A 24,285-nucleotide genomic window follows, 5' to 3' on the forward strand; every position below is an offset into this window, starting at 1 on the left:
CTCACGCCTCCAGCTTCATCAGCGTGTCCAGCACCGACTGCGGCCTCGGCTCGGTCAGCTCGCTGACCAGCAGGCCGTCGCGGAGGAAGACCACCCGGTCGGCGTACGAGGCCGCCACCGGGTCGTGGGTGACCATCACGATCGTCTGGTCGAGTTCGCGCACCGACGTCCGCAGGAAGGACAGCACCTCGGCACCGCTGCGCGAGTCCAGGTTGCCGGTGGGCTCGTCGGCGAAGATGACCTGCGGCCTGCTGATCAGGGCGCGGGCGACCGCGACACGCTGCTGCTGGCCGCCCGACAGCTCCGAGGGCCGGTGACCCAGCCGGTCACGCAGCCCCACGGTCTCCACGACCAGGTCGAACAGCGCGGGGTCGGCCAGCCGTCCGGCGATCTCCAGCGGGAGCCGGATGTTCTGCTCGGCCGTCAGCGTCGGCAGCAGGTTGAACGCCTGGAAGACGAAGCCGATCCGCTCGCGGCGGAGCATGGTGAGCTGCTTGTCGTTGAGCCCGGTCAGCTCCACGTCCCCGACGCGCACCTGCCCGCCGCTCACCGTGTCCAGCCCGGCCAGGCAGTGCATCAGCGTGGACTTCCCCGACCCCGAAGGACCCATGATCGCGGTGAAGGCGCCCGTCGAGAAGGAGACGTCCACCCCTCTCAGCGCGTGCACGGCGGTGTCCCCCCGGCCGTACACCTTGGTGAGTCCCCTGGCCGTCACGGCCGGCACCGCGCTTCCCCGCGCGTCCCACGCGCCGACCTCTCCGGTGATGGTCACGGCAGCTCTCCTCAACAACGTATGGCGTTATGACGGACCAAACGGTATTGATGAGCAAAGGGGGATCCATCAGGCTTTAGGTCTGTCTTACGGCACGGTGCGGGGGCCCGAAGAAGGACGGGCGCGACCTCCGTCGTAGCGCGGCCTCGGCCATTCGGACGAGGCGGCCGGGACGACGGGGGTGACCGGGACGGCCACAGCGACCAGCGCGCTTGGGATTTCACCGGTCTCCCGGGCTCCGCCTGCCTCCGGGGCCTGCCTGCGCGGGGGCTTACGTGGCTTTCACCGTCGGCCGGGGGTTTCCTCAGCCCTCAGCCTTCGCTTGCGTCCGGGGCCTGCCTGCGCGGGGGCTTCCGCAGAGGTTTTTCTCGGTCTTCGTTCGGGCGCCGCCTTCGCGGGGGGTTCCGCGGAGGTTTTTCGCAGTTTTCGCCCGGGGCTACTTTCGCGGGTATTTGATTTTGAGGGTGCCCAGGCCGACCTTGCCGGTGACGCGCAGCACCGGCGCGTCCGGATGTCCCGGGTCGGTGGCCTTGTTGGTGATCGTGCCCATGTTCGTCGTCACAGAGTCGACCCACACGGTCCACCCTCGCGGCACGATCACCAGGATGTTGCCCATCCCGCAGGTCGCCTCCAGCAGCACCTCGCGGTGCGAGCACACCGCCCCGGTGAAGTCGATCTTCACATTGCCCGAGGTGCAACTCGCCACGATGCGCGCGGGGACCACCCAGTAGTCCTTCTGCTGCAAGTGCCCGCTCTTCGTCCGCAACTCCAGGACCCCGCCCCCGACCCCCGGCACGGCGAGCGACGAGTCCGGCGGCAGATCGGCGGTGAGCACCCTCAGGTCGTCGTACGTCCTGGCGGACTGCGTCCGCTCGATCCGCTCCTCCAACTCCTCCAGGGTGAGCCGCCCCTCGCCCGCGGCCACGCGCAACTGCTCGATGACCACGTCCCGGTCGGCGTGCGACGCGCGGAGCCGACCGTCAGGAACCGTCATACAGATCATGCTAGTCGGCGGAATGCGGAGTGACGATCCCTGATTCATACGCGTATACGACGACCTGCGCCCGATCTCTCAGGCTCAGCTTGGCCAGTATCCGGCCCAGATGCGTCTTGACCGTCGCCTCCGCCAACTCCAGCCGACCGGCGATCTCCATGTTCGACAACCCCCTCGCCACCAGCACCAACACCTCCCGCTCCCGCGCGGTCAACCCCGTCAGCACCGCGGGCTCCGCCGCCCCCGCCGAGGGAAGATGCACCGCGAAACGCTCCAGCAACCGCCGCGTCGTACTCGGCGCCACCACCGCGTCCCCACTGTGCACCGACTGGATCGCGCTCACCAGATCGGCGGGCGGCACATCCTTCAACAGAAACCCCGACGCACCCGCCTTCAACGCCGCGAACGCGTACTCGTCCAGATCGAACGTGGTCAGGATCAGCACCCGAGGACCCCCCGTCACCGAACGGATCAGCCGCGTCGCCTCCACCCCGTCCATGACCGGCATCCGCACATCCATCAGCACCACATCCACGGCGACCGTCCGCGCCGCCTCCACCGCCGCCGCCCCGTTACCCGCCTCCGCGACGACCTCGATACCAGGATGGGCACTGAGAACCATCCGGAAACCGGCGCGCAGCAACTCCTGATCGTCGACCAGCATCACCCGAATCGCCCGGTCACCCACCGCACGCCCCGCCATCCACCCGGTCGTCCACCGCGTACCCCGTCAAGCCGCCCGCCCCGCCCCGACGTCACCGATCGGCAACCGCGCCACCACCCGGAACCCGCCGCCCGGAACAGGCGCCGCCTCCACACTCCCGCCGAACAACGCGACCCGCTCCCGCATACCGACCAGGCCGTGCCCGCCCTCACGCTCCGGCGTCGCGGCACCGCGACCGTCGTCGGTCACCCGCAAAAGCAGCTCCCGCACCCCGTACTCCATCTCGACCACGGCCCTGCTGTCCGGACCACCATGCTTGAGGGTGTTGGTGAGCGCCTCCTGAACAATCCGGTAAACCGTCAGCTGCTCCCCCTCGGGAAGCTCCCGGGCAACGCCCGACACCCGCAACTCCACCGGCAACCCCGACTCCCGCACCTGCGCCACCAGACCGTCCAGCTGCGACAGGCTCGGCTGCGGAGCGTACTCCTCCTGAACACCGTCGGCCCGCAACACGCCCACCATCCGCCGCATCTCCGCCAGCGCCCTGCGACCCGTGGCCGAGACCGCCTCCATCGCCCTGCGCGCCTGCTCCGGATCACGGTCGATCGCGTACCCCGCCCCGTCGGCCTGCACGATGATCACACTCACGTTGTGCGCGACCACGTCGTGCAGCTCACGGGCGATCCTGGCCCGCTCCGCAGCCGCCGCCAGCCTGGCCTGCTGATCACGCTCCCGCTCCGCCCGCTCGGCCCGCTCCTCCAGGCCCTCCAGATAACGGCGGCGAGTGTTCGCGTAGATCCCCGCCATCCAGATCGCGGCCGCGAACGCCGACGCCGTGGAGAAGGCACTCAGGTCAAGCCCCCGAGGCACCCGCCCGAACACCAGGAACAACCCCAGCTCCACCACCAGACCCGCCCCGACCGCCCAGCGCAACGGACGCCGGGAGGCCACGCCGTACATCGCGACGAGCACGGACAGGTTGAAGAACAAAGTCTGCACCCCGACGAGCCACTGGACGAACGAGGTCAGCGAAATGATCGCGAAAACCGCGACGGGACGCTCACGCAGCCAGAACAGAGGCACGAACAACAACAGCGTCAGCCCCGCGAACCCCCACAGCCCAAGCCTCTCCGCCCCCCAGGCCACCACGTCGATCACCCCGACGGTCCAGACGTTGAGCAGCGAGACCAGCAGGAACGGCATCAGCCACAGGGCGTCCGTGATCCTGGGATGGCGCCCACTCCAGGCGCGTAGTCTGCCGAACACATCACTACGATATGTATGCGCAGATCAGCCCCCTTCCCCCTCAAGGTGGAACCCGGTGTACGACTCAGGTCGCACATCGGGTCGCACATTCGGCACGGCTTACACAGCCTTTACGGTCTCTGGGGCACCATGGTTTCTGGGAGCGCCCTACGGGGTGAGTAAAGGGAGATAGTTTGTGGTGATCAATCACAACGACGCCAGGTCGCGCGGCCACGAGGACAGGCCGCGCGACCTGACGTTTTTCCCCTGACGTTTCCTCCGGGCCGCGCCCGATAGCCACCGCCCCACCCGCCCGGGTTTCCCCATCCGGCGCTGGGCATCGTGCCCCCGGACGACACCGGACCTCACGCGGGCGGCTCCCCGAAGCCTTGCGAACCCGCCCCGCCGGACGCCGCCTGCTCCTCTTCGAGGATGGATTCGCGCATCAACTGAATGGCTCTGCGTATGACCGCGGACCTCGACGCGAAGCGTTTTTCGCTCCGACAGTATTCTATGAAGAATGAATCCTGGGGAGATATTGTTATGCTGGTGTCTATCGACTTCATGCCGACCGGGATATCTTGAATTGTTTTGTAGGGCCGTCGGGATTCGAACCCGAACTTGCACGGACCTAAACCGTGTGTCTCTACCTTTGGACTACGGCCCCTTGATTTTCCTGCGAAATTCTCTGTTTGTGAATGGCAATTGGGGCAGAGAAAGCGCAGGTTTTCTTTTCTGTTGTCCAGCCAGTCGCCATTGATGTGGTCGACGTGCAGTGTCAATGCCTGACCCTGCCAGGCGCCCTCGATCCTACAGCCCGCGCAGCGATACGGCATCCCGATGGCGATCAAGCTGCGCCTGAGCTGCCCCGGGTCCGAACGCGGGCTGCCCTCCGGTCGTACGACCAGAACCTGTTCGGGAAGGCGGCGTCGCGGTGAGGGTCGCCCCTTGTTGGGTGAGACCCTGCGAAAGTGCGACGTGTCGATTCCGAAGCGCTTCAGCTGGCGGCTGATGTGGGCGTGGTTGCCGCCCGCGATGGTGATGCCGAGGCGGCGCAGGACGTCGGCGATGCTGAGGGAGTCGGCCGCGGCCTCCGCCAGCATTTCGGGGGTGTATTTGTATTTGGAAGGCACGCCCCAAGGTTAGGTAATGGGGCTGACAATTCTTGGGGCGTGCTCACGTCGTATTAAATGGTAAAAAAGGGTGTTAGTCGATGCCGAGTTCGCGGCGGAGGCGGGCCACGTGGCCGGTCGCCTTCACGTTGTAGAGAGCCTTCTCGATCTTGCCGTCGGCGTCGATGACGAAGGTGGAGCGGATGACCCCGACGGTCGTCTTGCCGTACATCGTCTTCTCTCCGTACACCTCGTAGGCCTTGTGGACCTCAAGGGAGGGGTCGGACAGGAGCGGGAAGGTCAGGGCGTCGTGCTCGACGAACTTGGCGAGCTTGGCCGGGCTGTCCTTCGAGACGCCGAGCACGGCGAATCCGGCCGAGGTGAGCGAGGCGAGGCTGTCGCGGAAGTCGCAGGCCTGCTTGGTGCAGCCCGGGGTCATCGCGGCGGGATAGAAGTAGAGGATGACGCGCTTGCCGCGGTGTGTCTCCAGCGACACGGTGGTGCCGTCGGCGGCGGGAAGCGTGAAGTCCGGGGCGGCGTCGCCCGGCTCAAGTTTCATGGTGTTCCTCCGAGGAATGGTTCCCCGGTCAACTTACCGGCCTGCCCGAAGTGCCGTGGGTGGGTAGGACCTGACAGACTGATCAATGTCAAGGAGTAGGGGAGGAGAGCCATGGCGGACACCGATCCCGCGGAGTTGGAGCGGCAGATCGAGCGCACGCGCGCGGAGTTGGCCCAGACGGTGGACGCCATCGCGGACCGGGTGAGCCCCAAGCGGGTCGCGGCGCGGAGTGTGGCGAAGGTCCGGGCGAACGCGGAGCATCTCGTCTCCCAGGTCGGTGACCTGGTGGGCGGTGCGGCGGGGCCGAAGCCGGTCCGCCTCGCCGACGAGCCCGAGGATCTGTGGGCGGACGACCGGCCGGATCTGGCGCCGATCCTGATCGGGGTGGGGGCGGTGCTGGCGCTCGGCGCGGTGGTCATGTTGTGGCGGCGTCGTCGTCGCTGAACCGGGGGTTCCGAATGTCGCCGGGGATCGATCGGCGGCCCGGAATTGAGTAGGGGTTTACTCATGTGACCTTTTTCCTGCTGGCGGAACATCGCGAGTAGGTGAAAGGGAGGGGTAAATCCATGAAAAGCATCATTCGATCCGCGATCGCGGTGGTGGCGACCGCGGGCCTCATGCTGACGGTGGCTCCGGCCGCCTTCGCCGCGACGCCGGCGTCCGTGTCGGCAGCGTCCTCCGCGTCGTCGGCGCGGGACTTCGACGACAGCTTCGAGCAGGAGTCCAGGAACGGCCTGGCCACGCTGGAGGCGGAGTACTCGGTCGAGGGTGACGAGGAGGAGGACAACACGTTCAGGCTGCGGGGCGAGCTGTACGACGGTGACAGGCGCACCCTCCGCCAGGGCGGCCGCTGCGCCTACGTCGAGGTCCAGGTCATCTCGTCCGGTGAAGAGGACTGGGAGGTCGCCAAGCGCGACAGGGTGTGCAGCTACGACGACACCAAGCGCTTCCGTGTCACGGCGCACGACGTGAGTGAGGTGCGGGTCAAGACCTGCCAGGTCAAGTACCGCAGCTCGTCGACCTACAAGTGCAGCAAGTGGGAAGAGCTCGACCTGGGCTTCTGAGATCTCTCGGGGGCCGGGCCCCCTCCGGGTGCGGGAGCACCGCAGGCCATCGTGCCCGGAGGGTGGGGCTGGGACATGACGGGAACGGGCACCCGCCGCTGGAGCGGCGGGTGCCCGTTCGTTCTGTGTGCCGGGACCCGCCCCATGCCTCCGCCCTCCAAGCGCGGAGGAAAAGGTGAGGTCAGAGGAAGGTACGGCCCTCGCCGCGGTAGGTGGGGACCTCGTCCACGACCTCGTCCCCGTCGATCAGGTGCAGGCTCGCGAAGCGCTCGCAGAGCTCACCCGCCTTGGCGTGCCGGAACCAGACCCGGTCACCGGCGCGCAGGTCCTCGGCGGCCTGTCCGATCAGGGGGGTCTGGACCTCTCCGGCTCCCTCGTCGGAGTCGTAGCGCAGCCCGCACGGCAGGTAGGGCTGGGGCAGGCGGTTGTCGCCGGGGGCGCCGGAGGCGGGGTAGCCGCCACCGAGGACGGTGACGACGCCGGGGGCGGGGCGGCGTACGACGGGCAGGGCGAACAGGGCGGCGGGCCGGCCGGTGAACCCCCGGTAGAAGTCGAACAGGCGGGGGTGGAAGAAGCCGGATCCGGCCGCGATCTCGGTGACGGCCCTCTCCTTGGTGGTCTTCTCGATGCTGCCGGTGCCGCCGCCGTTGACGAACTCCAGGTCGGTGACCTGGCGGACGGCCTGGACGATCCGGCCCCTGCGCGTGATCAGCTCGCGCCTGGACCTGGCCTGCATCAGGCGGATGGCCCGGGTGAGGGCGGGGTTGCCCGGGGGGTTGTCGCCGACCCCGGCGATCTGCGCCTCGTACGCCATCAGGCCCACGAGCCGGAAGCCGGGGCGTTTCGCGATCTCGGTGGCGAGGTCGGCGGCCTGGTCGATCTCGCGGATGGGGGAGCGGCGGACGCCCGCCCTGAACCGGCCGCCGAAGGCGAGGTAGCCCGCGTCGACGTCCAGGCAGAGCCGGATCTCGTGGCGGTCGCGGATTCCGGCGACGGCGGACTCGACGAGGTCCAGGTGCTCGGCCCGGTCCACCATGATCGTGATCTCCCGCGCCGCGGTCGGCCCGGCGGCCAGCTCGGCGAGCGCGGCGCGGTCGACGGTGGGGTACGCGACCAGCACGTCCCGCATCCCGGTGGAGACGAGCCAGAGGGCCTCGGGGAGGGTGAAGGCCATGATTCCGGTGAAGCCGTCCATGGCGAGGATGCGTTCGAGCACGGCCCGGGACCTGATGGACTTGCTGGCGACCCTGATCGGCTTGCCCTCGGCGCGGCGGGCCATGCCCTCGGCGTTGGCGCGCAGGGCGGGCAGGTCGAGGACGGCGAAGGGAGGGTCCAGGTGCGCTGTGGCCCGGTCGTAACGCTGGCGGTCGTCCATGTCCGCAGGATAACCCGGCCCCGGTGAATGTGAACGCTATTCATATTGTCGGCCGGGTGGTCAATGCTCCCGCCAGGGAGGTCCCAAGATCGTGCAAGTGGGCGGTTGATCCCCGGCCCGGTCCTGCCGGAACGCGTACACCTGACCGAATGACGACTACTCTCCAGGACATCCTGGCGGGCTCGGGAGGCACCGGCGGCGCGGGGGCCACCACCGGCGGCTCGGGAGGCAAGGCGGCGGCCGAGCAGTTCCAGGACATCCGGCGCAGGTCGGTGCGGTTGCTCAGGCCGAGCAGGACCCCCGCGGGCGTCCCCGCCGCCCTGGCGGTGGCCGCCGCGCTGGTGGTCTCGGCCTCGGTGACGGTGGGCCTGCTGCTGGAGTCACCGCTCGCGCGGGTGCCCTACCGGCGGCTCGTCAACGGCGCCGGGGCGTGGAACTGGTCGGATCCCGCCACGTTCGCCGCCGCGATGCTCGCCATGGCGGCGGGCCTGGTGATGCTCGTGCTCGCCGCGCTGCCGGGGCGGACCAGGCTCGTGCCGCTGGAGTCGGGAGACCCGCACATGGTGATCGGCATCACCAGGTCCGGGCTGCGCCGCACGCTGCGGGAGGCCGCCGAGTCGGTGGACGAGGTGAACGGGGCGCGGGTCCGGCTCACGTCGCGGATCGTCGAGGTCACCGTGTTCACCGACGCCGAGCGGACCGGGCCGGTGCTGCGCCGGGTGGGCGCGGCGGTGGGCGACCGGCTGGCGGGCCTGGGCGCGATGTGCGCGGGTGACGTCGTCGTACGGCTGCGCAGGAAGGGGGCCTGATGCGGCCGTACCTGGGCAACCGGATCGGCCTGGCGGTCACCGGGACGACGCTGGTGTGCGCCGGGCTCTACGCCTTCCTGCGGGGGCGCGGCGACCTTCCCGGCCAGTCGCCCGGGGGCAGGCTCGTGCACCGGGGGTTCCCCGGCTGGCTGGCCGCGCATCCGTGGCTGGGCTGGCTGGTCGCGCTGCTGCTGGTGGCGCTGGCTCTCCTGGCGGTGCGGTGGCTGCTACACGCCCTGGGGTGGGGGCGGTGGGGCAGGCGGACCGGGACGGGGACCGCCATGCTGGGGGTCGCTCTTAAAGAAGTCGAAGGGCTCACTCGTGTCCGCGTCAGGTATGTACGGCACGAGCGGCTGCGCATCGGGGTGGGCTGCGCGCCCGCGACCGACGTCGGCAAGCTTGTGGCCCGGCTGAACAGGGACGCGGTGGGGAAGGTCCGACGGGCGCTCGGGGAGGTAGAACTCGGCGTGCTGGTTCGCCTGCACGTTCGCCGCCGCTGACCCCCCGTACACCGGCCGCTCACCCGTCGCGCCGTACGCGGGTCGTTCCCCCGTCGCGCCGTACGCCGGTCGTTCCGCCGTGTCGCCGTACGAGGCCCTGGGCAGGGTTCCTCCGTACGAGGTCTCCCCGTACGCCTGCCCGTCGTACGACCCGTGCGCCGTCTCCCTGACGGGGCTCGCGTACACCGGCCGCTCGACCGCCGCGACCTGGAACGGGTCGTCGTCGCCGGGGCCGTCATCCGGCGGATCCTCGTCCGGATCCTCGGCCTCCGGTGCCCTCTCCTCGTGCCTGGACCCGAAGGCGAGCCCGGCGGCCAGGCAGGCCAGCGGGAGGGCGGGGATGACGTAGCGGTGGTCGAAGGCCGCGATGAAGGGCGGCAGGATCAGCAGCATGGTCCCCGCGGCCCACGGCAGCAGCACCACGCCGCCGAGCCGCCGCAGCCGCATCAGCACGCCGACCAGGCCGACCAGCAGGATCACCGCGAGGTACGGGCCCCGCACGAAGCCGTACGCCTGGTAGTCGCGCAGCCAGCCCGCGTACGGCTCGGCCATCACCGGCGCCCCCGACGAGCCCTGGTAGGCCACGGTCAGCTCCTCGGCGGTCTTGCCCTGCGAGGCGGCCCCCGAGGAGAAGGGCCGCACGGTGTCGGGGAAGACGTAGGCGCTCTGCGGACCGGGAGCGGGGTAGACACGCCGGGTCCAGTCGAAGATGTGGGCCGCGTCCTCCAGGCCCGCCCGGAGGAAGTCGAACGGCTGGGCCATGATCGCCTGGGTGGCGAAGGTGCCCGCGAGCGCGTCCCGCTCCGCCCAGCTGCCCTTGACCTTGTTCAGCGGGGACTTGGCGTCCCAGATGTAGACGGGCGGTGCCGCGCGCTGTCCCAGCGGCTCGACGGGGCACAGGGCCGCCTCGGGGCCGGGCGGGTGGATTCTGGCGCAGTCGGCGAAGGTCATCGTCCGCGCCCAGAGGAAGGTGTTTCCCCTGGTGATCCCGAAGGTCCCGTGCTCTGCCCTGAACCAGGCCGCGTACGAGCCCAGGCCGATCGCGGCGGCCAGCGTCGCGGCGACGACCGCCCGCCACCCGGCCCTGCGGATCACCATGCAGACCAGTGCCACGGCGATCAGCGGCAGCCCGATCGTGCGGGTGACGGTCGCCGCGGCCAGCAGCGCTCCGGCCAGCGCCGCGACCCACACCGCGGGGCGCCGCCGCCACAGCAGCAGCGTGACCGCCAGCACCGCCAGGAACTGGAAGAGCAGGTCCGCCATGACGAGGTGTTCGAGCTGGATCTGGTAGGCGTCCAGCAGCACCGGCAGCGCGGCGAGCGTCGCGCCCCACCCCGGCAGCCCGCCCAGCCTGCGCAGCAGCAGGTAGACGCAGACGGCCACGACCAGTCCGAGCAGGTGCTGCACCGCGACGACCGCGGGGACGCTGGACAGCGGCTTGAGAATCCACAGGAACAGCGCGTAGCCCGCGGGACGGGACTCCAGGGGGCGGGGATCGAGTCCCGCGTTCAGGTAGACGAAGGAGTCGGCCCAGAACCACAGGGCGGGCCGGTAGCCGAGCATGGCGAGGACCCGCAGGCCGCCGCCCGCCAGCAGGGCGGTGATGAAGAGCCAGTGCGACCCGAGGAAGCGGAGCGTCCGCAGGGGGAGGGAGGGTTTCGCGGGGCGCTGGGAGCGATGGGAACGGCTTGCCGGGTGTGTTCCCGTTACCACCGCGACCTCCCGAATCCCGCGCACATGGCCACCCAGCATAGGCGCGGGAGCGGAGGAGCCTGCACGTGATGCGAAATTTGATAGCGATCGGGTTATATGTCCCGAAGGGCCTTCCGGTCCCGCCTCCCGCATGCTTTCCAGGGACTCCTCGGGCCCCTCGGGCTCTTCGTCCGGCTCCCGGCGTTCGTCCCGGGGAGCGGAAGCCGCCCTGTAGACCCGCCGCGATCCGGGACCGCTCGCACCCGGCGACGTTCAAGATCCGTCACGACCCGGGACCCGCTCGGCATTCGATGACGTTCGTTCCGGGCCCGAAGACCCGTTCGGCACCGATGGCGTTCGTCCCAGGTCTGAAAACCCGTCGCGATCCGGGACCGCTCGGCACTCTTCCGGGTCCGAAGACCCATCGCGGTTCAGGGTCCGCTCAACACGTCGATGACGTTCGTCCCAGGTCCGAAGACCCGGTCCACGACCCGGGGCCCGTTCAGCACTCGATGACGTTCACCGCGAGCCCTCCCCGGCTGGTCTCCTTGTACTTGTCGAGCATGTCGCGGCCGGTGTCGCGCATCGTCTTGATGGCCTTGTCCAGCGAGACGAAGTGGCGGCCGTCGCCGCGCATCGCGATCCTGGCGGCGGCGATGGCCTTGATCGAGGCGACCGCGTTGCGCTCGATGCACGGGATCTGCACCAGGCCGCCGATCGGGTCGCAGGTCAGCCCCAGGTTGTGCTCGATGCCGATCTCGGCGGCGTTCTCGACCTGCTCGGGGGTGCCGCCCATCACCTCGGTGAGCCCGGCGGCGGCCATCGAGCAGGCCGAGCCGACCTCGCCCTGGCAGCCGACCTCGGCGCCGGAGATGGAGGCGTTCTCCTTGAACAGCACGCCGATCGCCCCCGCGGTCAGCAGGAAGCGGATCACGCCCTCGTCGTCGGAGTCCTTCGTGAAGCGGTCGTAGTAGGTGAGCACGGCCGGGATGATGCCCGCGGCGCCGTTGGTGGGCGCGGTGACGATCCGGCCACCGGCGGCGTTCTCCTCGTTGACCGCGAGGGCGAACAGCGAGACCCAGTCCATCGTCTGCAGCGAGTCCTTCTCCGGCGACTCGCTGCGCAGCTGCCGGTGGAGCTGGTGGGCGCGGCGGCGGACCTTCAGGCCGCCGGGCAGTACGCCCTCCTTGCCGATGCCGCGCCGTACGCACTCGCTCATCACCCGCCACAGGACGAGCAGCTGGGCGCGGATCTCGGCCTCGGTGCGGCCGAACGCCCGCTCGTTCTCCAGCATCAGCCCGGAGATCGACAGCCCGGTCTCCGCGCACTGGGCGAGCAGCTCCGCGGCCGTGGTGAAGGGGTACGGCAGGACGGTGTCGTCGGGTTTGATCCGGTCGGCGCCGGTGGCGTTCTCGTCGACGACGAAGCCGCCGCCCACCGAGTAGTAGACCTTCTCGCGGATCGTCTCGCCGGACTCGGACAGCGCGGTGAAGCGCATGCCGTTGGGGTGGCCGGGGAGTGAGATCTTGCGTTCGAAGACGAGGTCCTCGCCGATGACGAAGGGGATCTCGTGGGAGCCGTACAGGGAGATGGTGCCGGACTCGCGCATGGCGGCGAGCCGCGCGTCGACCGTGTCGACGTCGACCAGCTCGGGCTTCTCGCCGGACAGGCCGAGCAGCACGGCCTTGTCGCTGCCGTGGCCCTTGCCGGTCAGGCCCAGCGAGCCGTACAGGATGGCGCTCACCCGGGCGGTCTTCTCCAGGAGCCCGTCCTGGTGGAGGCCGCGGGCGAACTTGTGGGCGGCGGCCATCGGGCCGCCGGTGTGCGAGCTGGACGGGCCGATTCCGATCTTGAAGAGATCGAAGACGCTGATCGTCATCTGAATCCTTCCAGCGTGGACGGCCACGCGCGCCCGGGGACGCGCGTGACCGTGACGCGAGGGGGGAGAGGCTTAGGACTCACCCGAGGTGAGCGCGGCGTACTCCTCCGGCGACAGCAGGTCGTCGGCGGAGCCCTCAAGACGTACGCGGAACAGCCAGCCGTCGCCGTAGGAGTCGCTGTTGACCAGCGAGGGGTCGTCCACGACGGCCTGGTTGACCTCGACGATCTCGCCGGAGACCGGGGCGAAGATGTCGCTCACCGACTTGGTCGACTCGACCTCGCCGACGGCGTCACCGGAGGCGACCGTCGAGCCGACCTCGGGGACCTGCACGAAGACCACGTCGCCCAGCGCTTCGGCGGCGTAGGCGGTGATGCCCACGGTGAGGGTCAGGCCGTCATCGATGCCGGAGATCCACTCGTGTTCCTTGGTGTAGTGCAGTTCCTCGGGAATGCTGCTCATTTTTTCCTCCTGTAGAAGGGCAGTGCGACGACCTCGACCGGCTCGTGGCTGCCCCTGATGTCGACGGCCAGTCCTGACGACAGGCCGTTGTCCACGTAGGCCATCGCGATGGGCCTGCCCAGTGACTGGGAGGGTGCCCCGCTGGTGACCTCGCCGACGACGGCGCCGTCACCGGCGACCACCACCGGATACCCGTGCCGGGGCACCCTGCGGCCGGTCGCGATCAGGCCGACCAGGCGGCGGGACGGCGGGACGTCCCTGCGCGATTCGAGGGCGGCCCGGCCGACGAAGTCGCCCGGCTTGTCAAACCTCACCACACGGCCCAGCCCGGCGTCGAACGGAGTCAGCCCGGCCGACAGCTCGTTGCCGTACAGCGGCATCCCGGCCTCCAGCCGGAGGGTGTCGCGGGCGGACAGGCCCGCGGGGATCAGGCCGTGCGGGGCGCCCGCCTCGGTGAGGGCGGCCCAGACCGGCTCGGCGTCCCCGGCCGCGACGAACAGCTCGAAACCGTCCTCGCCGGTGTATCCCGTACGGGCGACGAGGGCCTCGTGGCCCGCGACGACGGCGGGCAGTCCGGCGTAGTACTTGAGCCCGTCGAGGTCGGCGTCGGTGAGCGAGCCCAGGATCTCCGCGGAGCGCGGGCCCTGGACCGCGACCAGCGCGTACCGCTCGGAGCGGTCGTCCACCGCGGCGTCGAAGCCCTTGGCGCGGCCGGTCAGCTCGGCGGCCACCCTCGGGTAGTTGGAGGCGTTGGCGACGACCATGAACTCGGCGGGGGCGAGCCGGTAGACGATCAGGTCGTCCAGCACGCCGCCCTCGGCGTCGACGATCATCGTGTAGCGGGCGCGGCCGGGCTCCAGCGCGGAGAGGTGGCCGACCAGCGCGTAGTCGAGGGCTTCGGCGGCCTGCGGCCCCGTCACGAAGATCTCCCCCATGTGGGAGAGGTCGAACAGGCCGGCCGCCTGGCGGACCGCGTTGTGCTCGGCCGACTCGCTGCCGTAGCGGAGCGGCATCAGCCAGCCCGCGAAGTCGGTCAGCGTCGCGCCGAGGGACTCGTGCACGCCGCGCAGCGGCGTAGGTCGGGACATGTGCGCACCTCAGACAAGGGACAGATGAGAGCATCCTCCCCCTCTGTCGTGGGTGCCTGAGAGTTTCATCCGGGTTTTACCGGACTTTCACCTTCGGCGAGGTCGTGGGACCTGCTTTCCAGAGGGCACCTACCCGCACGGTCCTTTGCCTTGAGAGGTTCGCGGGGAGGGCTTGCTCCTTCAGGGGTCCTGGCCTGGGTGTCAGGACGCTCTCCCGCACGGGATTCATCGGTGTCACCGGCCAGCCTAACCGCCCGCACCGGCCGAGCGAAATCCCCTCGCGGCCCTGATCCGTCCGTTCGTACCGGGCGAGCGAGATCCCTTCGCGGTCCCGATCCGTCCGTCCGCACCGGGCGGGCGAGATCCTCCCGTGGCCCTGACCCATCTGCCCGTACCGGGTGGGCGAGATCCCCTCGCGGCCCCGATCCGTCCGTTCGTACAGGCCGAGCGAAATCCCCTCGCGGTCCCGGTCAGGGGGTGGCGTGCCGGACCAGTGCCTCGAACAGAGCGGACTCGCCGTCGGTCTCGGGGTGCCACTGGACGGCGACGGCGAACGGGTGGTCGTCCACCTCCACGGCCTCGATCGTGCCGTCCTCGGCGTGGGCGGTCACGGTGAGGCCCTCGGCAGGCCGGTCGATGGCCTGGTGGTGGTAGTGGGCCACGTCCACGGTCTCGGTCCCGAAGATCTTCGAGGTCCGGCTGCCGGGGGCGAGCCACACCGGCATCCTGCCGTAGTGGCCGGGGGCCGGGGCGTGCCCGGGGTGACCGACCACGTCGGGCAGGTGCTGGTGGAGGGTGCCGCCCAGCGAGACGTTCAGGACCTGCATGCCCCTGCAGATCCCCAGGAAGGGCAGGCCCCGCTCCAGCGCCGCCCTGACCAGCCCCAGCTCGGCGTCGTCGCGGAACGGCCGGACGTAGCCGGTCCGCTCGTGCGGCTCCTGCCCGTACCGCTCCGGGCCGACGTCCCCGCCACCGGCCAGGATCAGCCCGTCCAGGCGCCCCGCCAGCGCCGCGGGGTCACCCGCCGGAGGCAGGATCACCGGCTGCCCGCCCGCGCGGGCCACGTGGTCGACGTAGTCGTACGGCAGGAGCGCGGTGGTCGTCTCCCAGACGGTGAACCGCGCGGGCTCGACGTAGCAGGTGATGCCGATGACGGGACGGGACATGATCTCCTGTCTTGTTCTTGCTTCTCGACGTCAGGGCTGGTCAGGGGGGTCCGTGCCCCCTCTCCGCACGCTACCGGCCATGGCGGGGCGACCCGCGGCGAGGCCGGGGGACACGCCGGGGTCGCCCGCGGGGGAGGGGGGCGCGCGGAAAGGGCTACAGCGGGGTGACGTACGCGCCGGAGATGCCGCCGTCCACCAGGAACTCGGAGCCGGTGATGAAGCTGGCGTCGTCCGAGGCGAGGAACGCCACCGCGGCGGCGATCTCGGACGCCTCGGCGAAGCGGCCCACCGGGATGTGGACCAGGCGGCGCTGCGCCCGCTCGGGGTCCTTGGCGAACAGCTCCCGCAGCAGCGGCGTGTTCACCGGCCCCGGGCACAGGGCGTTCACCCGGATGCCCTCGCGGGCGAACTGCACGCCCAGCTCGCGGGACATGGCCAGCACCCCACCCTTGGAGGCGGTGTAGGAGATCTGGCTGGTCGCCGACCCCATCACGGCCACGAACGACGCGGTGTTGATGATCGACCCCTTGCCCTGCCGCCGCATGTACGGGATGGCGTGCTTGCAGCACAGGTAGACGGAGGTGAGGTTGACCTCCTGGACCCGGCGCCAGGCGTCGATGCCGGTCTCCAGGATCGAGTCGTCGTCCGGCGGCGAGATGCCCGCGTTGTTGAACGCGATGTCCACGCTGCCGTAGGTGTCGAACGCGGTCCGGAACACGCGGGCGACGTCCTCCTCGCTGGTCACGTCGGCCCGCACGAACAGCCCGCCGACCTCGTCGGCGGCCTTGGCGCCGGTCGTCTCGTCCAGGTCCACGCACACGACGCGGGCGCCCTCCTCGGCGAACCGGCGCGCGGTGGCCAGGCCGATCCCGCTTCCGGCGCCGGTGATGACGGCGACCCGGTCCTGCAAACGCAGCATCGCTACTACTCCTCGGAAATGAAGACGTTCTTGGTCTCGGTGAACGCTGACAGGGCGTCGGGGCCCAGCTCGCGGCCAAGGCCCGACTGTTTGAAACCGCCGAACGGGGTCCAGTAGCGGACGCTCGAATGCGAGTTGACGCTGAGGTTGCCCGCCTCGACCGCCCTGGCCACCCGGAGCGCCCGGCCGACGTCGCGGGTCCAGATGGACCCGCTCAGGCCGTACGGGGTGTCGTTGGCGATCCGCACGGCGTCCGCCTCGTCGTCGAACGGCACCACCGACACCACCGGCCCGAAGATCTCCTCGGTGAACGCCCGGTCGTCCGCGGACCGGGGCGTCAGGACCGTCGGCGGGAACCAGAACCCCGGCCCCGGCGGGCAGGTGCCCCGCAGGTGGGGCGGCTCGGTGACGAAGGAGGCCACCCGTTCCCGGTGCTCGGCGCTGATCAGCGGGCCCATCTCGGTGGCCTCGTCGCGGGGGTCGCCGACCCTGACGTCCAGCACCGCCTCCCCGAACCTGGCCAGGAACTCGTCGTGCACCGAGCGCTCGACCAGGATCCGGGAGCGCGCGCAGCAGTCCTGGCCCGCGTTGTCGAACACCGCGTACGGCGCGGTCGCCGCGGCCTTCTCCAGGTCGGCGTCGGCGAAGACCACGTTGGCGCTCTTGCCGCCCAGCTCCAGGGTGAGCCGCTTGACCTGCCCGGCGCACGTGGCGGCGATCTCCTTGCCGACCTCGGTCGAGCCGGTGAACACGATCTTCGCTACGCCGGGGTGCTCGACCAGCCGGGCGCCCGCCACCTCCCCGGCCCCGGGCAGGACCTGGAACACCCCCTCGGGCAGACCGGCGGCCAGGGCCAGCTCGGCCACCCGCAGGGCGGTGAGCGGCGTCCACTCGGCGGGCTTGACGATCACGGTGTTGCCCGCGGCCAGCGCCGGGGCCAGCCCCCAGGTCATGATGACCATCGGGAAGTTCCACGGCACGATCACGCCGACGACGCCCAGCGGCTCCCTGAAGGTGACGTCCAGCCCGCCGGGCACCGGGATCTGCAGGCCGTGGTTGCGCTCGGGCGCCCCGGCGTAGAAGTCGAGGACGTCGGCGACGTTGCCCGCCTCCCAGCGGGCGTTGCCGATCGTGTGCCCGGAGTTGGCGACCTCCAGCAGGGCGAGCTCCTCGGCGTGCTCGCGCACCAGCGAGGCGAAACGGCGCAGCAGCCGGGCCCGGTCTCCCGGGCCGACGTTCCGCCAGGTCGCGAAGGCGCGCCCGGCGCGCTCCACCGCCCTGTCGGTCTCGGCGGCGTCCGCCATCCCGATCTCGGCGACCACCTCTTCTGTCGCCGGATTGATGATCTTCACATTCACATCCGTTCGAATCCCCGGAAAAGCTCCCAGTCGGTCACCGCCGCGTCGAAGGCGGCCAGCTCGACCCGGGCGTTGTTCGCGTAGTGCGCCACGACGTCCTCGCCGAAGGCGGCCGTCGCGAACGCGGAGCCCTCCCAGAGCTCCAGCGCGCCCCGCAGCGTACTCGGCACGGTCTCCGCGCCCGACGAGTAGGCGTTCCCCGTGAAGGCGTCCTCAAGCGGCAGCTCGTTCTCGATGCCGTGCAGCCCGGCCGCGACCAGGGCCGAGACCGCCAGGTAGGGGTTGACGTCGCCGCCGGGCACCCGGTTCTCGATCCGCAGCGAGGGGCCGTGGCCGACCAGGCGCAGCGCGCACGTCCTGTTGTCCACGCCCCACTTGACCGCGGTGGGGGCGAAGCTGCCCGGCACGTACCGCTTGTAGGAGTTGACGTTCGGTGCGTACAGCAGGGTCAGCTCGCGCATCAGCGCGATCTGACCGGCGATGAAGTGCTCCCCGGTCGCCGACAGGCCGTGCTGGCCGGAACCGGACATGACCGGCTCCCCGTCCGCGTCCCTGAGCGAGATGTGGATGTGGCAGGAGTTGCCCTCGCGCTGGTTCGGCTTGGCCATGAAGGTGATCGCCATGCCCTCCTGGGAGGCGATCTCCTTGGCGCCGTTCTTGTAGATCGAGTGGTTGTCGCAGCTGGACAGGGCCTCGCCGAAGCGGAAGGCGATCTCGTGCTGGCCGAGGTTGCACTCGCCCTTGGCCGACTCGACGTACATGCCCGCGCCCTCCATGCCGAGCCTGATCCTGCGCAGCAGCGGTTCGACCCTGGCGGTGCCGAGGAGGGAGTAGTCGACGTTGTAGAGGTTGGAAGGCGTCAGGTCGCGGTAGCCTCGGCGCCAGGCGTCCTCGTAGGTGTCGTTGAAGACGACGAACTCCAGCTCGGTCCCGACGAAGGCGCCCCAGCCCCGCTCGTCCAGCCGGGCGAGCTGACGGCGCAGGATCTGGCGCGGCGAGGCGGTCACGTCAGAGTCGTCCTCCCACACCAGGTCGGCCATCACCAGGGCCGTCCCCTCCTGCCACGGCACGCGGCGAAGAGTGGACATGTCCGGCCTCATAACAAAATCGCCGTATCCGCGCTCCCAGGACGACATGGCGTAACCGTCGACCGTGTTCATGTCGATGTCGACCGCGAGCAGGTAGTTGCAGCCCTCGGAGGCGTGCCGCACCACCTCCTCCAGGAAGTAGCGCGCCGACAGGCGCTTCCCCTGAAGACGGCCCTGCATGTCGACGACCGCCAGCAGCACGGTGTCGATCCGCCCTGCCCGCACCTCGTCGTGAAGCTCGGGGACGTCCACATGCCCTCCTCGTCGGGGTCTTATTGGGCTAGTGTCAGACCATTGACGTGTAGCGGGGGGAGCCTTGTCAAGGGCCGGAGGGGATAATTGGACGAGGTGTCGCGATTGACGGCCGTGCTGCGGCCGGTGCGCGCGGGCAACGCGTTCGAGGAGACGGTGGAACGCCTGCTCCAGGTCATCAAACTGGGGCTGGTGGCCGAGAAACTGCCGCCGGAGCGGGAGCTCGCCGCCCAGCTCGGCATCAGCAGGGTCACCCTGCGCGAGGCCATCCGCGAGCTGCAGGACGCGGGCTATCTGGAAGTGCGCCGGGGCCGGTACGGCGGCGCCTTCCTCACCTACGCCCCGCCGGACCCGCACCGGGACGACCTGCGCAGGGCCGTGGTCGACATGGGTACCGCCGACCTGTCCGACGCCCTCACCTTCAGGATGGCGGTCGAGTGCGGCGCGGCCCAGGTGCTCGCCGCCACCCCGCTGACCCCGGAGCGGCGCGAGGTCCTGCGGGAGAGGCTGCGCGAGGTCAACTCGGCCGGGCCCGGCGACTACCGCCGTCTCGACACGGCCTTCCACCTGGCCATCGCCGAGCTGACCGGCTCCGCCCTGCTCGCCGGGGCCTGCGCCGACGCCAGGCTCCGGGTCGCCGACCTGCTCAACGCCATCCCGGTGCTCCAGCGCAACATCGAGCACGCCGCGGTCCAGCACCAGGCGATCGTGACGGCCATCCTGGCCGGGGACCCGGAGGCCGCGCGCCGCGCCGTGGCCGAACACCTTGAGGGGACCGCGGCGCTGCTGCGGGGGTTCCTCGCCTGACACGCGGTACGCCTCGGACGGGTGCCGTACGCCCGGGAATCCGTATGCCGGGGAGAGCGGGCGACGGGGAAAGCGTCGTGCCGCGGTGGTTCCCGCGCCTGCCCGGAGGTCCCCCTCGCATAGCCTGGGAGGACGGTGGGGGATTTGTTCCGAGAACGGATCATGGACACAGGACGGCTGCCGCTGTTCTGTTTCTTCGTCGCGCTGATCGCCGTCTTCCTGCTCACCAGGATCAACGTCCGGCTCATCCGCGCCAAGATCGGCTGGTTCGGCGACGTCAACGTCGGTGAGATGCACATCCACCACGTGGTGTTCGGCGTGGTGCTGACCCTGCTCGGCGGGGTGTCCGGCCTGATCGTCTCGGGGGTCTCCGAGGGCTGGTACGCGGTGACGGCGGCCGTCTTCGGCGCCGGAGCCGCCCTGATCCTGGACGAGTTCGCGCTGATCCTGCACCTGCACGACGTCTACTGGGAGGAGGAGGGCCGCGCCTCGGTCGACGCCGTGTTCATCGCCGTCGCGATCACCGCCCTGCTCCTGATCGGCCTGCGCCCCCTCGGCTGGGAGGACTACGACGGCGAACCCCGGGCCACGTGGCTGACGGTCGGCTTCATCGTGGCCAATCTCGTACTCGCCGTGATCACGCTGCTCAAGGGCAAGATCTGGACGGGTCTCGCCGGGCTGTTCGTCCCGATCCTCCTGGTGCCCGGCGCCGTACGGCTGGCCCGCCCGGGGTCGCCCTGGGCCCACTGGTTCTTCGCGCCGGACTCCCGGCACCCGCAGCCTCGCAAGATGGCCAGGGCCGAGGGCCGCGAGGAGCGCTGGCGCCGCCCGGTGATCCGCGGCAAGATCGCCTTCCAGGAGTTCCTCTCCGGCCGCCACGACCTTCCCTCCACCCGCCGCCGTTCCCGCCGCTGAGCCCGCGCGCCGTCGTTCCCGGTACGGATCCGCCCGGCGCCGTTCCCCCTGCCGTCGTTCCCGGTACAGATTCGCTCGGCGCCCGTTCCGGCCGCCGAGCCCGCGCGTCCCGTGGACCTCGGGCGAACGGCGGGCATACTGGGGGACGTGAGTACGCTTCCGTCCCGATGGGACGGCGTGGAGCAGCGCGTCCCCGAATCGCTCGCCGACCTGCGCGGCCCGGCGACGGGGAAGGTCGCCCTGCCCGTGCACCTCGGCTGGTCAGGGCTCACCGAGTTCGACCTGGTGAACCCGCTGCTGCGGATGAGCCTCTACCGTACGGTCATCACCGGCGGCGGCCGGTCCGACGCCGAGTCGTACCTGAACGCCGAGCTTCTCGTGGCCGACTGGCCGACCCTGCGCCGGGGCATCGGGCCGAGCTACCGGAGGGCCTGGGAAACCAAGATCGCCGCCCTGGGGTGGAGGCTTGACCCTGGTACGAGCCTCGATATCGGCGCGGGAGCCGAAGCGGGCCGCGACGCCGAGGCGAGGACCGAGACAGGCACCGAAGCGAGGACCGGGACGGGCGACGGGACGCCGGGATGGGAACGGTGATCCTGCCTCCCTTCCAGCAGCGGATGCTGGAGGCCGCGCTGCCCGCCTGCACCCGGTTCGGGCTGGTCCTGGCGGGTGGTTACGCGATGAACGCCCACGGATTCACCGAACGCCCGAGCAACGACCTCGACTTCGCGACCGCCGCCGAGACGCCGCTGCCCGAGGTCGCGGAGGGCATGGCCGAGGCGTTCAGGAAGGCCGGGCTGGAGGTCACCCTGACGGAGGTGACGCCCCGGATGGGCCGCCTCGTGGTCAGCGACCCGGTGACCGAGCAGAGCTGCGAGTTCGACCTGCTCAGGGAGGCGTTCCAGCAGCAGCCCGTGATCGTCGGCGACGTCTCCGTCGTCTCCCTGGACGACGCGGTCGGCCTGAAGATGCGGGCCCTGCACGAGCGCAGCCTCGCCCGTGACGTCATCGACATCGCCTCGGTCTCCCACCTGTACGGCTTCCGCGAGCTCGAACACCTCGCCCGCCTGCACAACGAGGAGTTCGAGCTCGCCGAGCTGGTGATGCGGCTGGAGTTCGTCGACCTGATCGCCGACGAGGACTTCGAGGCCTACGGCGTGGACGGCGAGCAGATCATGAAGATCCGCCGGTTCGCCTGCGCCTGGGTGGAGGACATCGGCCTCCGCCGCGCAGAGGAGGGCGACGTCGACTACGACGACGTCCCCGACCCCGACTGAGGAAGCCGGGCGCCGCCGGGATCGGGCCGAGACGGTGAGGCCGGGGACCCGGGAGGGACGGGAAAGCTCCTGGGACGCATATTCGGCCGTCCGCCGGGCAGTCGACGGTCCTCTCTGCTGAAGGGTGCTGATCATGGGTCTCATGGAGAAGCTCAACCTGCGCGAAATGAAGGCCAAGGCCAAGCTGAAGCTGGCCAGCCGGACGGGTAACCGCCGGATGGTGGCCGAGGCCAGGACCGAGGAGGCCGAGGCGAAGCTTCTGAAGACGCAGGACGAGATCCTGGACACCGTCGCGGAGATGCGCAAGGAGTACGGCGCCCGCCGCCGCTGACTCCCACCCCGCCGCACCGAATGCCGGTGTCCCGCCGATGGGCTCCCCTCGGAGCCGACTCCGGATCGGCGGGACACCGGCACGCGGCGACCCCTTCGAGGTGAACCCGATGAGCTCGCGAGGAGATCCTGGGCGGGATACCGGCACGCGGCGGATCGTCTCTCGGCTCTGGGGCGATTCGGCAGAACGTCCGGAAGAGTGTGGTGCCGGGGCCTCACCGGCCGCCGGGCACTCAGAAGGACCCCGTGAGGCTCCGCAGGGCCAGGCCCAGGCCGAGCAGGACGACGACGGCGGCGGTGCCGACCGGGGCGAAGGCCGAGACGCGGGCCGCGAGACCGCCGCCCGCCGTGGCCAGGCGGTCGAGCCGTCCGGTGAGCCTGACCAGGAGCAGCCCGGTGGCGGTGAGCGTACCCGCCATCCCCACGCCGTAGGCCAGGACCAGCGCGATCCCGAACCAGGTGCGGCCGAGCGCGATCGCGCCGAGCAGGACGACGAGCGCCGACGGGCTGGGAACCAGCCCCCCGGCCACCCCCATGCCCACGAGCCCGCCCTTCGAGGGCGCCGCTCTCTCGCGTCCGGTACGGGCTGCTCCGTCGGTACGCGACCGCACGACCTCCTCGCCGGGATCGGTCCCCTCCCGCTCCAGCAGCGCCACGGTACGCCCCTCCTCGGCGAGCCGGTCGGGCCCGTGCCCGTGCCCGTGGCCATGTCCGTGACCATGCCCGTGGCCGAAGTGTCCGTGACCATGGCCGAGGTGCCCGTGGGCCGGGGCCTCGCCGGTGCGGTAGGCACGCCAGGCGGACAGCAGGAGGCGGACGCCCACGGCGGAGATCAGCAGGCCGCTGGCCAGGCCGAGCCAGGCGAGGACCCCCTCTCCCGTGAGAACGGAGAAGGCGCTCAGCAGGAGGCCGACCACGAGAACGCCCAGGGTGTGGGTGGCGGTCACGGTGGCGCCGACGATCAGCGCGTCACGGGGGCGGCCCCTCCTGCCCGCGAGGTAGGCGGCCATGACGGTCTTGCCGTGGCCGGGGATGAGGGCGTGCCCGGCGCCCAGGACCGTGGCCAGCAGGACGGCGAGCAGCCCCAGCGGCAGGGTGAGCGAATCGGTACCGATCAGGCCGGTGAACGTACGGTCCAGCGCGGCCAGCGCGTCGGCGATCGGCCCGTCGGGTACGAGCGGGAGCGTGACCGTCACCGATCCGGTCCCCGGGGCCACGCCCAGTTCGGCGGTGCGCTGGTCGAGCGGGCTGGACAGCAGACCGTCCGGGTAGGCCCGCAGCTCCCGGCTGGCGCTCGTGCCGGGCACGGACGACCGCGTCAGCCGCACCCCTCCCGACGCCACGGCGGTGATCTCCCGCCAGCCGATCCGGTCGGCGAGGTAGGCGTCGTCGAACGAGATCGTCCCGGTCCCCCGGAGAGGGGCGGAGAGTCGGCAGGTCAGGCGGGTGGTCTCCAGGCCGCCCTGGCCGGGCTCGTAGGCGAAGGCGCTCCCGGCGACGCGCCAGGGCGTCGCGGTCCCGTTCACCGCCAGGCGCTGCGCGGAGGCCAGCTCGGCACAGCGGGCGGTGCCGTACGCCGACCGTTCGGAGTCCGAGACCGTACCCGAGCGGTCGGTGTCCACCGAGGGGCGGGCCTGGAGGGTGGGCAGCTCGGCGCTGTCCACCACCGCCAGGCTCTCCACCAGTTCCGGGCCGATCCGCAGGCCGTTGTAGTGGTTGACGGTGAAGTTGCCCAGCGGGTGCGCGACCCGTGCGCCGGTCACGGTGACCGTACCGCCCGCGGTGGTGGCGGTCGAGGCGTTGGCGCTCGCGGTGGTGGCGGCGGCGGCCGGGGGCGCGAGGGCGGTGATCGCCACGACCGCCACGACCGGGAGAACCGCGCCGAGCGCCGCACGCGACACTTTCACGAGCCGTGACGACCTCGACGATCTCAGAGCCTTCGCGGGACTCGGCGGCTT

Annotated in this window: 23 protein-coding genes, 1 tRNA gene, 1 pseudogene and 2 riboswitches; of the genes and pseudogenes, 8 read left to right on the top strand and 17 right to left on the bottom strand. The window is 70.6% G+C overall.

The window, feature by feature from the left end; translation table 11 throughout:
- Position 1: 1 nt before the first annotated feature.
- The 7 genes and pseudogenes from ACW9TB_RS11945 to bcp all read right to left on the bottom strand — a co-directional run bounded on the left by ACW9TB_RS11945 (position 2) and on the right by bcp (position 5,346).
- On the bottom strand, positions 2 to 766 hold the full coding sequence (locus tag ACW9TB_RS11945; protein ID WP_472748236.1) for an ABC transporter ATP-binding protein: 765 nt from the start codon (positions 764 to 766) through the stop codon (positions 2 to 4).
- A gap of 442 nt (positions 767 to 1,208) precedes the next feature.
- A complete protein-coding gene (locus tag ACW9TB_RS11950; RefSeq protein WP_472748040.1) occupies positions 1,209 to 1,766 on the bottom strand; it encodes a DUF1707 domain-containing protein in 558 nt (185 codons plus the stop codon).
- Between the two features lie 10 nt (positions 1,767 to 1,776).
- A complete protein-coding gene (locus tag ACW9TB_RS11955) occupies positions 1,777 to 2,430 on the bottom strand; it encodes a response regulator (protein WP_472748041.1) in 654 nt (217 codons plus the stop codon).
- Positions 2,431 to 2,496: 66 nt separating this feature from the next.
- The gene (locus ACW9TB_RS11960; protein ID WP_472748042.1) at positions 2,497 to 3,696 is read right to left on the bottom strand and encodes a sensor histidine kinase; all 1,200 of its coding nucleotides are present in this window, start codon (positions 3,694 to 3,696) and stop codon (positions 2,497 to 2,499) included.
- A 573-nt stretch (positions 3,697 to 4,269) separates the two neighbouring features.
- Positions 4,270 to 4,342, bottom strand: a tRNA-Leu gene (locus tag ACW9TB_RS11965).
- A 28-nt stretch (positions 4,343 to 4,370) separates the two neighbouring features.
- Positions 4,371 to 4,778 (bottom strand): annotated as a pseudogene (locus ACW9TB_RS11970) (HNH endonuclease signature motif containing protein); the annotation flags it as partial.
- 103 nt (positions 4,779 to 4,881) lie between these two features.
- Complete coding sequence (gene bcp, locus ACW9TB_RS11975) at positions 4,882 to 5,346, bottom strand: thioredoxin-dependent thiol peroxidase (RefSeq protein ID WP_472748043.1); 465 nt, start codon at positions 5,344 to 5,346, stop codon at positions 4,882 to 4,884.
- Between the two features lie 111 nt (positions 5,347 to 5,457).
- Here bcp and ACW9TB_RS11980 point away from each other — a divergent pair, with 111 nt between their 5' ends.
- Positions 5,458 to 5,790, top strand: a complete 333-nt coding sequence (locus ACW9TB_RS11980) for a DUF3618 domain-containing protein (RefSeq protein ID WP_472748044.1) — start codon at positions 5,458 to 5,460, stop codon at positions 5,788 to 5,790.
- A 122-nt stretch (positions 5,791 to 5,912) separates the two neighbouring features.
- The gene (locus ACW9TB_RS11985; protein WP_472748045.1) at positions 5,913 to 6,410 is read left to right on the top strand and encodes a hypothetical protein; all 498 of its coding nucleotides are present in this window, start codon (positions 5,913 to 5,915) and stop codon (positions 6,408 to 6,410) included.
- Between the two features lie 181 nt (positions 6,411 to 6,591).
- Here the strand turns inward: ACW9TB_RS11985 and ACW9TB_RS11990 are convergent, their stop codons facing one another.
- Positions 6,592 to 7,785: an amino acid deaminase/aldolase gene (locus tag ACW9TB_RS11990; protein WP_472748046.1), complete on the bottom strand. Its 1,194-nt coding sequence runs from the start codon at positions 7,783 to 7,785 to the stop codon at positions 6,592 to 6,594.
- A gap of 149 nt (positions 7,786 to 7,934) precedes the next feature.
- Here ACW9TB_RS11990 and ACW9TB_RS11995 point away from each other — a divergent pair, with 149 nt between their 5' ends.
- A complete protein-coding gene (locus ACW9TB_RS11995) occupies positions 7,935 to 8,594 on the top strand; it encodes a DUF6286 domain-containing protein (protein ID WP_472748047.1) in 660 nt (219 codons plus the stop codon).
- Between the two features lie 227 nt (positions 8,595 to 8,821).
- On the opposite strand, the gene ACW9TB_RS12000 is transcribed toward ACW9TB_RS11995, so the two are convergent.
- From ACW9TB_RS12000 to ACW9TB_RS12035, 8 genes are all read right to left on the bottom strand, one after another.
- Positions 8,822 to 10,807 (bottom strand): hypothetical protein, encoded by a 1,986-nt coding sequence (locus tag ACW9TB_RS12000; protein ID WP_472748048.1) that lies wholly within the window; start codon positions 10,805 to 10,807, stop codon positions 8,822 to 8,824.
- A 481-nt stretch (positions 10,808 to 11,288) separates the two neighbouring features.
- Positions 11,289 to 12,665 carry an L-serine ammonia-lyase gene (locus tag ACW9TB_RS12005; RefSeq protein ID WP_472748049.1) on the bottom strand — a complete coding sequence of 459 codons (1,377 nt, stop codon included), beginning with the start codon at positions 12,663 to 12,665 and terminating at the stop codon, positions 11,289 to 11,291.
- Between the two features lie 72 nt (positions 12,666 to 12,737).
- A complete protein-coding gene (gene gcvH, locus ACW9TB_RS12010) occupies positions 12,738 to 13,127 on the bottom strand; it encodes a glycine cleavage system protein GcvH (RefSeq protein WP_472748050.1) in 390 nt (129 codons plus the stop codon).
- On the bottom strand, positions 13,124 to 14,215 hold the full coding sequence (gene gcvT, locus ACW9TB_RS12015) for a glycine cleavage system aminomethyltransferase GcvT (protein WP_472748051.1): 1,092 nt from the start codon (positions 14,213 to 14,215) through the stop codon (positions 13,124 to 13,126). Before gcvT ends, gcvH begins: the two co-directional genes overlap by 4 nt.
- A gap of 33 nt (positions 14,216 to 14,248) precedes the next feature.
- A riboswitch (glycine riboswitch) is annotated at positions 14,249 to 14,343 on the bottom strand.
- Positions 14,344 to 14,442, bottom strand: a riboswitch (glycine riboswitch). It abuts the riboswitch before it with no gap.
- A gap of 243 nt (positions 14,443 to 14,685) precedes the next feature.
- Complete coding sequence (locus tag ACW9TB_RS12020) at positions 14,686 to 15,381, bottom strand: gamma-glutamyl-gamma-aminobutyrate hydrolase family protein (RefSeq protein ID WP_472748052.1); 696 nt, start codon at positions 15,379 to 15,381, stop codon at positions 14,686 to 14,688.
- 154 nt (positions 15,382 to 15,535) lie between these two features.
- Positions 15,536 to 16,300, bottom strand: coding sequence for a 3-oxoacyl-ACP reductase (locus tag ACW9TB_RS12025; protein ID WP_472748053.1), 765 nt, complete (start codon positions 16,298 to 16,300; stop codon positions 15,536 to 15,538).
- Between the two features lie 5 nt (positions 16,301 to 16,305).
- The gene (locus ACW9TB_RS12030) at positions 16,306 to 17,652 is read right to left on the bottom strand and encodes an aldehyde dehydrogenase family protein (protein WP_472748054.1); all 1,347 of its coding nucleotides are present in this window, start codon (positions 17,650 to 17,652) and stop codon (positions 16,306 to 16,308) included.
- A gap of 2 nt (positions 17,653 to 17,654) precedes the next feature.
- Positions 17,655 to 18,998, bottom strand: a complete 1,344-nt coding sequence (locus tag ACW9TB_RS12035) for a glutamine synthetase family protein (protein ID WP_472748055.1) — start codon at positions 18,996 to 18,998, stop codon at positions 17,655 to 17,657.
- 87 nt (positions 18,999 to 19,085) lie between these two features.
- Here ACW9TB_RS12035 and ACW9TB_RS12040 point away from each other — a divergent pair, with 87 nt between their 5' ends.
- From ACW9TB_RS12040 to ACW9TB_RS12060, 5 genes are all read left to right on the top strand, one after another.
- The gene (locus ACW9TB_RS12040) at positions 19,086 to 19,805 is read left to right on the top strand and encodes a FadR/GntR family transcriptional regulator (protein WP_472748056.1); all 720 of its coding nucleotides are present in this window, start codon (positions 19,086 to 19,088) and stop codon (positions 19,803 to 19,805) included.
- A gap of 162 nt (positions 19,806 to 19,967) precedes the next feature.
- Positions 19,968 to 20,720, top strand: a complete 753-nt coding sequence (locus ACW9TB_RS12045; protein ID WP_472748057.1) for a hypothetical protein — start codon at positions 19,968 to 19,970, stop codon at positions 20,718 to 20,720.
- A gap of 147 nt (positions 20,721 to 20,867) precedes the next feature.
- Positions 20,868 to 21,314 carry a hypothetical protein gene (locus tag ACW9TB_RS12050; RefSeq protein ID WP_472748058.1) on the top strand — a complete coding sequence of 149 codons (447 nt, stop codon included), beginning with the start codon at positions 20,868 to 20,870 and terminating at the stop codon, positions 21,312 to 21,314.
- Positions 21,302 to 21,997 (top strand): nucleotidyl transferase AbiEii/AbiGii toxin family protein, encoded by a 696-nt coding sequence (locus tag ACW9TB_RS12055; protein ID WP_472748059.1) that lies wholly within the window; start codon positions 21,302 to 21,304, stop codon positions 21,995 to 21,997. The genes ACW9TB_RS12050 and ACW9TB_RS12055 overlap by 13 nt, the downstream gene beginning before the upstream one ends.
- Positions 21,998 to 22,139: 142 nt before the next feature.
- On the top strand, positions 22,140 to 22,328 hold the full coding sequence (locus ACW9TB_RS12060) for a hypothetical protein (RefSeq protein WP_472748060.1): 189 nt from the start codon (positions 22,140 to 22,142) through the stop codon (positions 22,326 to 22,328).
- Positions 22,329 to 22,560: 232 nt separating this feature from the next.
- Here ACW9TB_RS12060 and ACW9TB_RS12065 read toward each other — a convergent pair whose 3' ends face one another.
- The gene (locus tag ACW9TB_RS12065; RefSeq protein ID WP_472748061.1) at positions 22,561 to 24,234 is read right to left on the bottom strand and encodes a HoxN/HupN/NixA family nickel/cobalt transporter; all 1,674 of its coding nucleotides are present in this window, start codon (positions 24,232 to 24,234) and stop codon (positions 22,561 to 22,563) included.
- Between the last annotated feature and the right edge of the window lie 51 nt (positions 24,235 to 24,285).

The sequence above is a fragment of the Streptosporangium sp. H13245 genome (genome assembly GCF_055690525.1).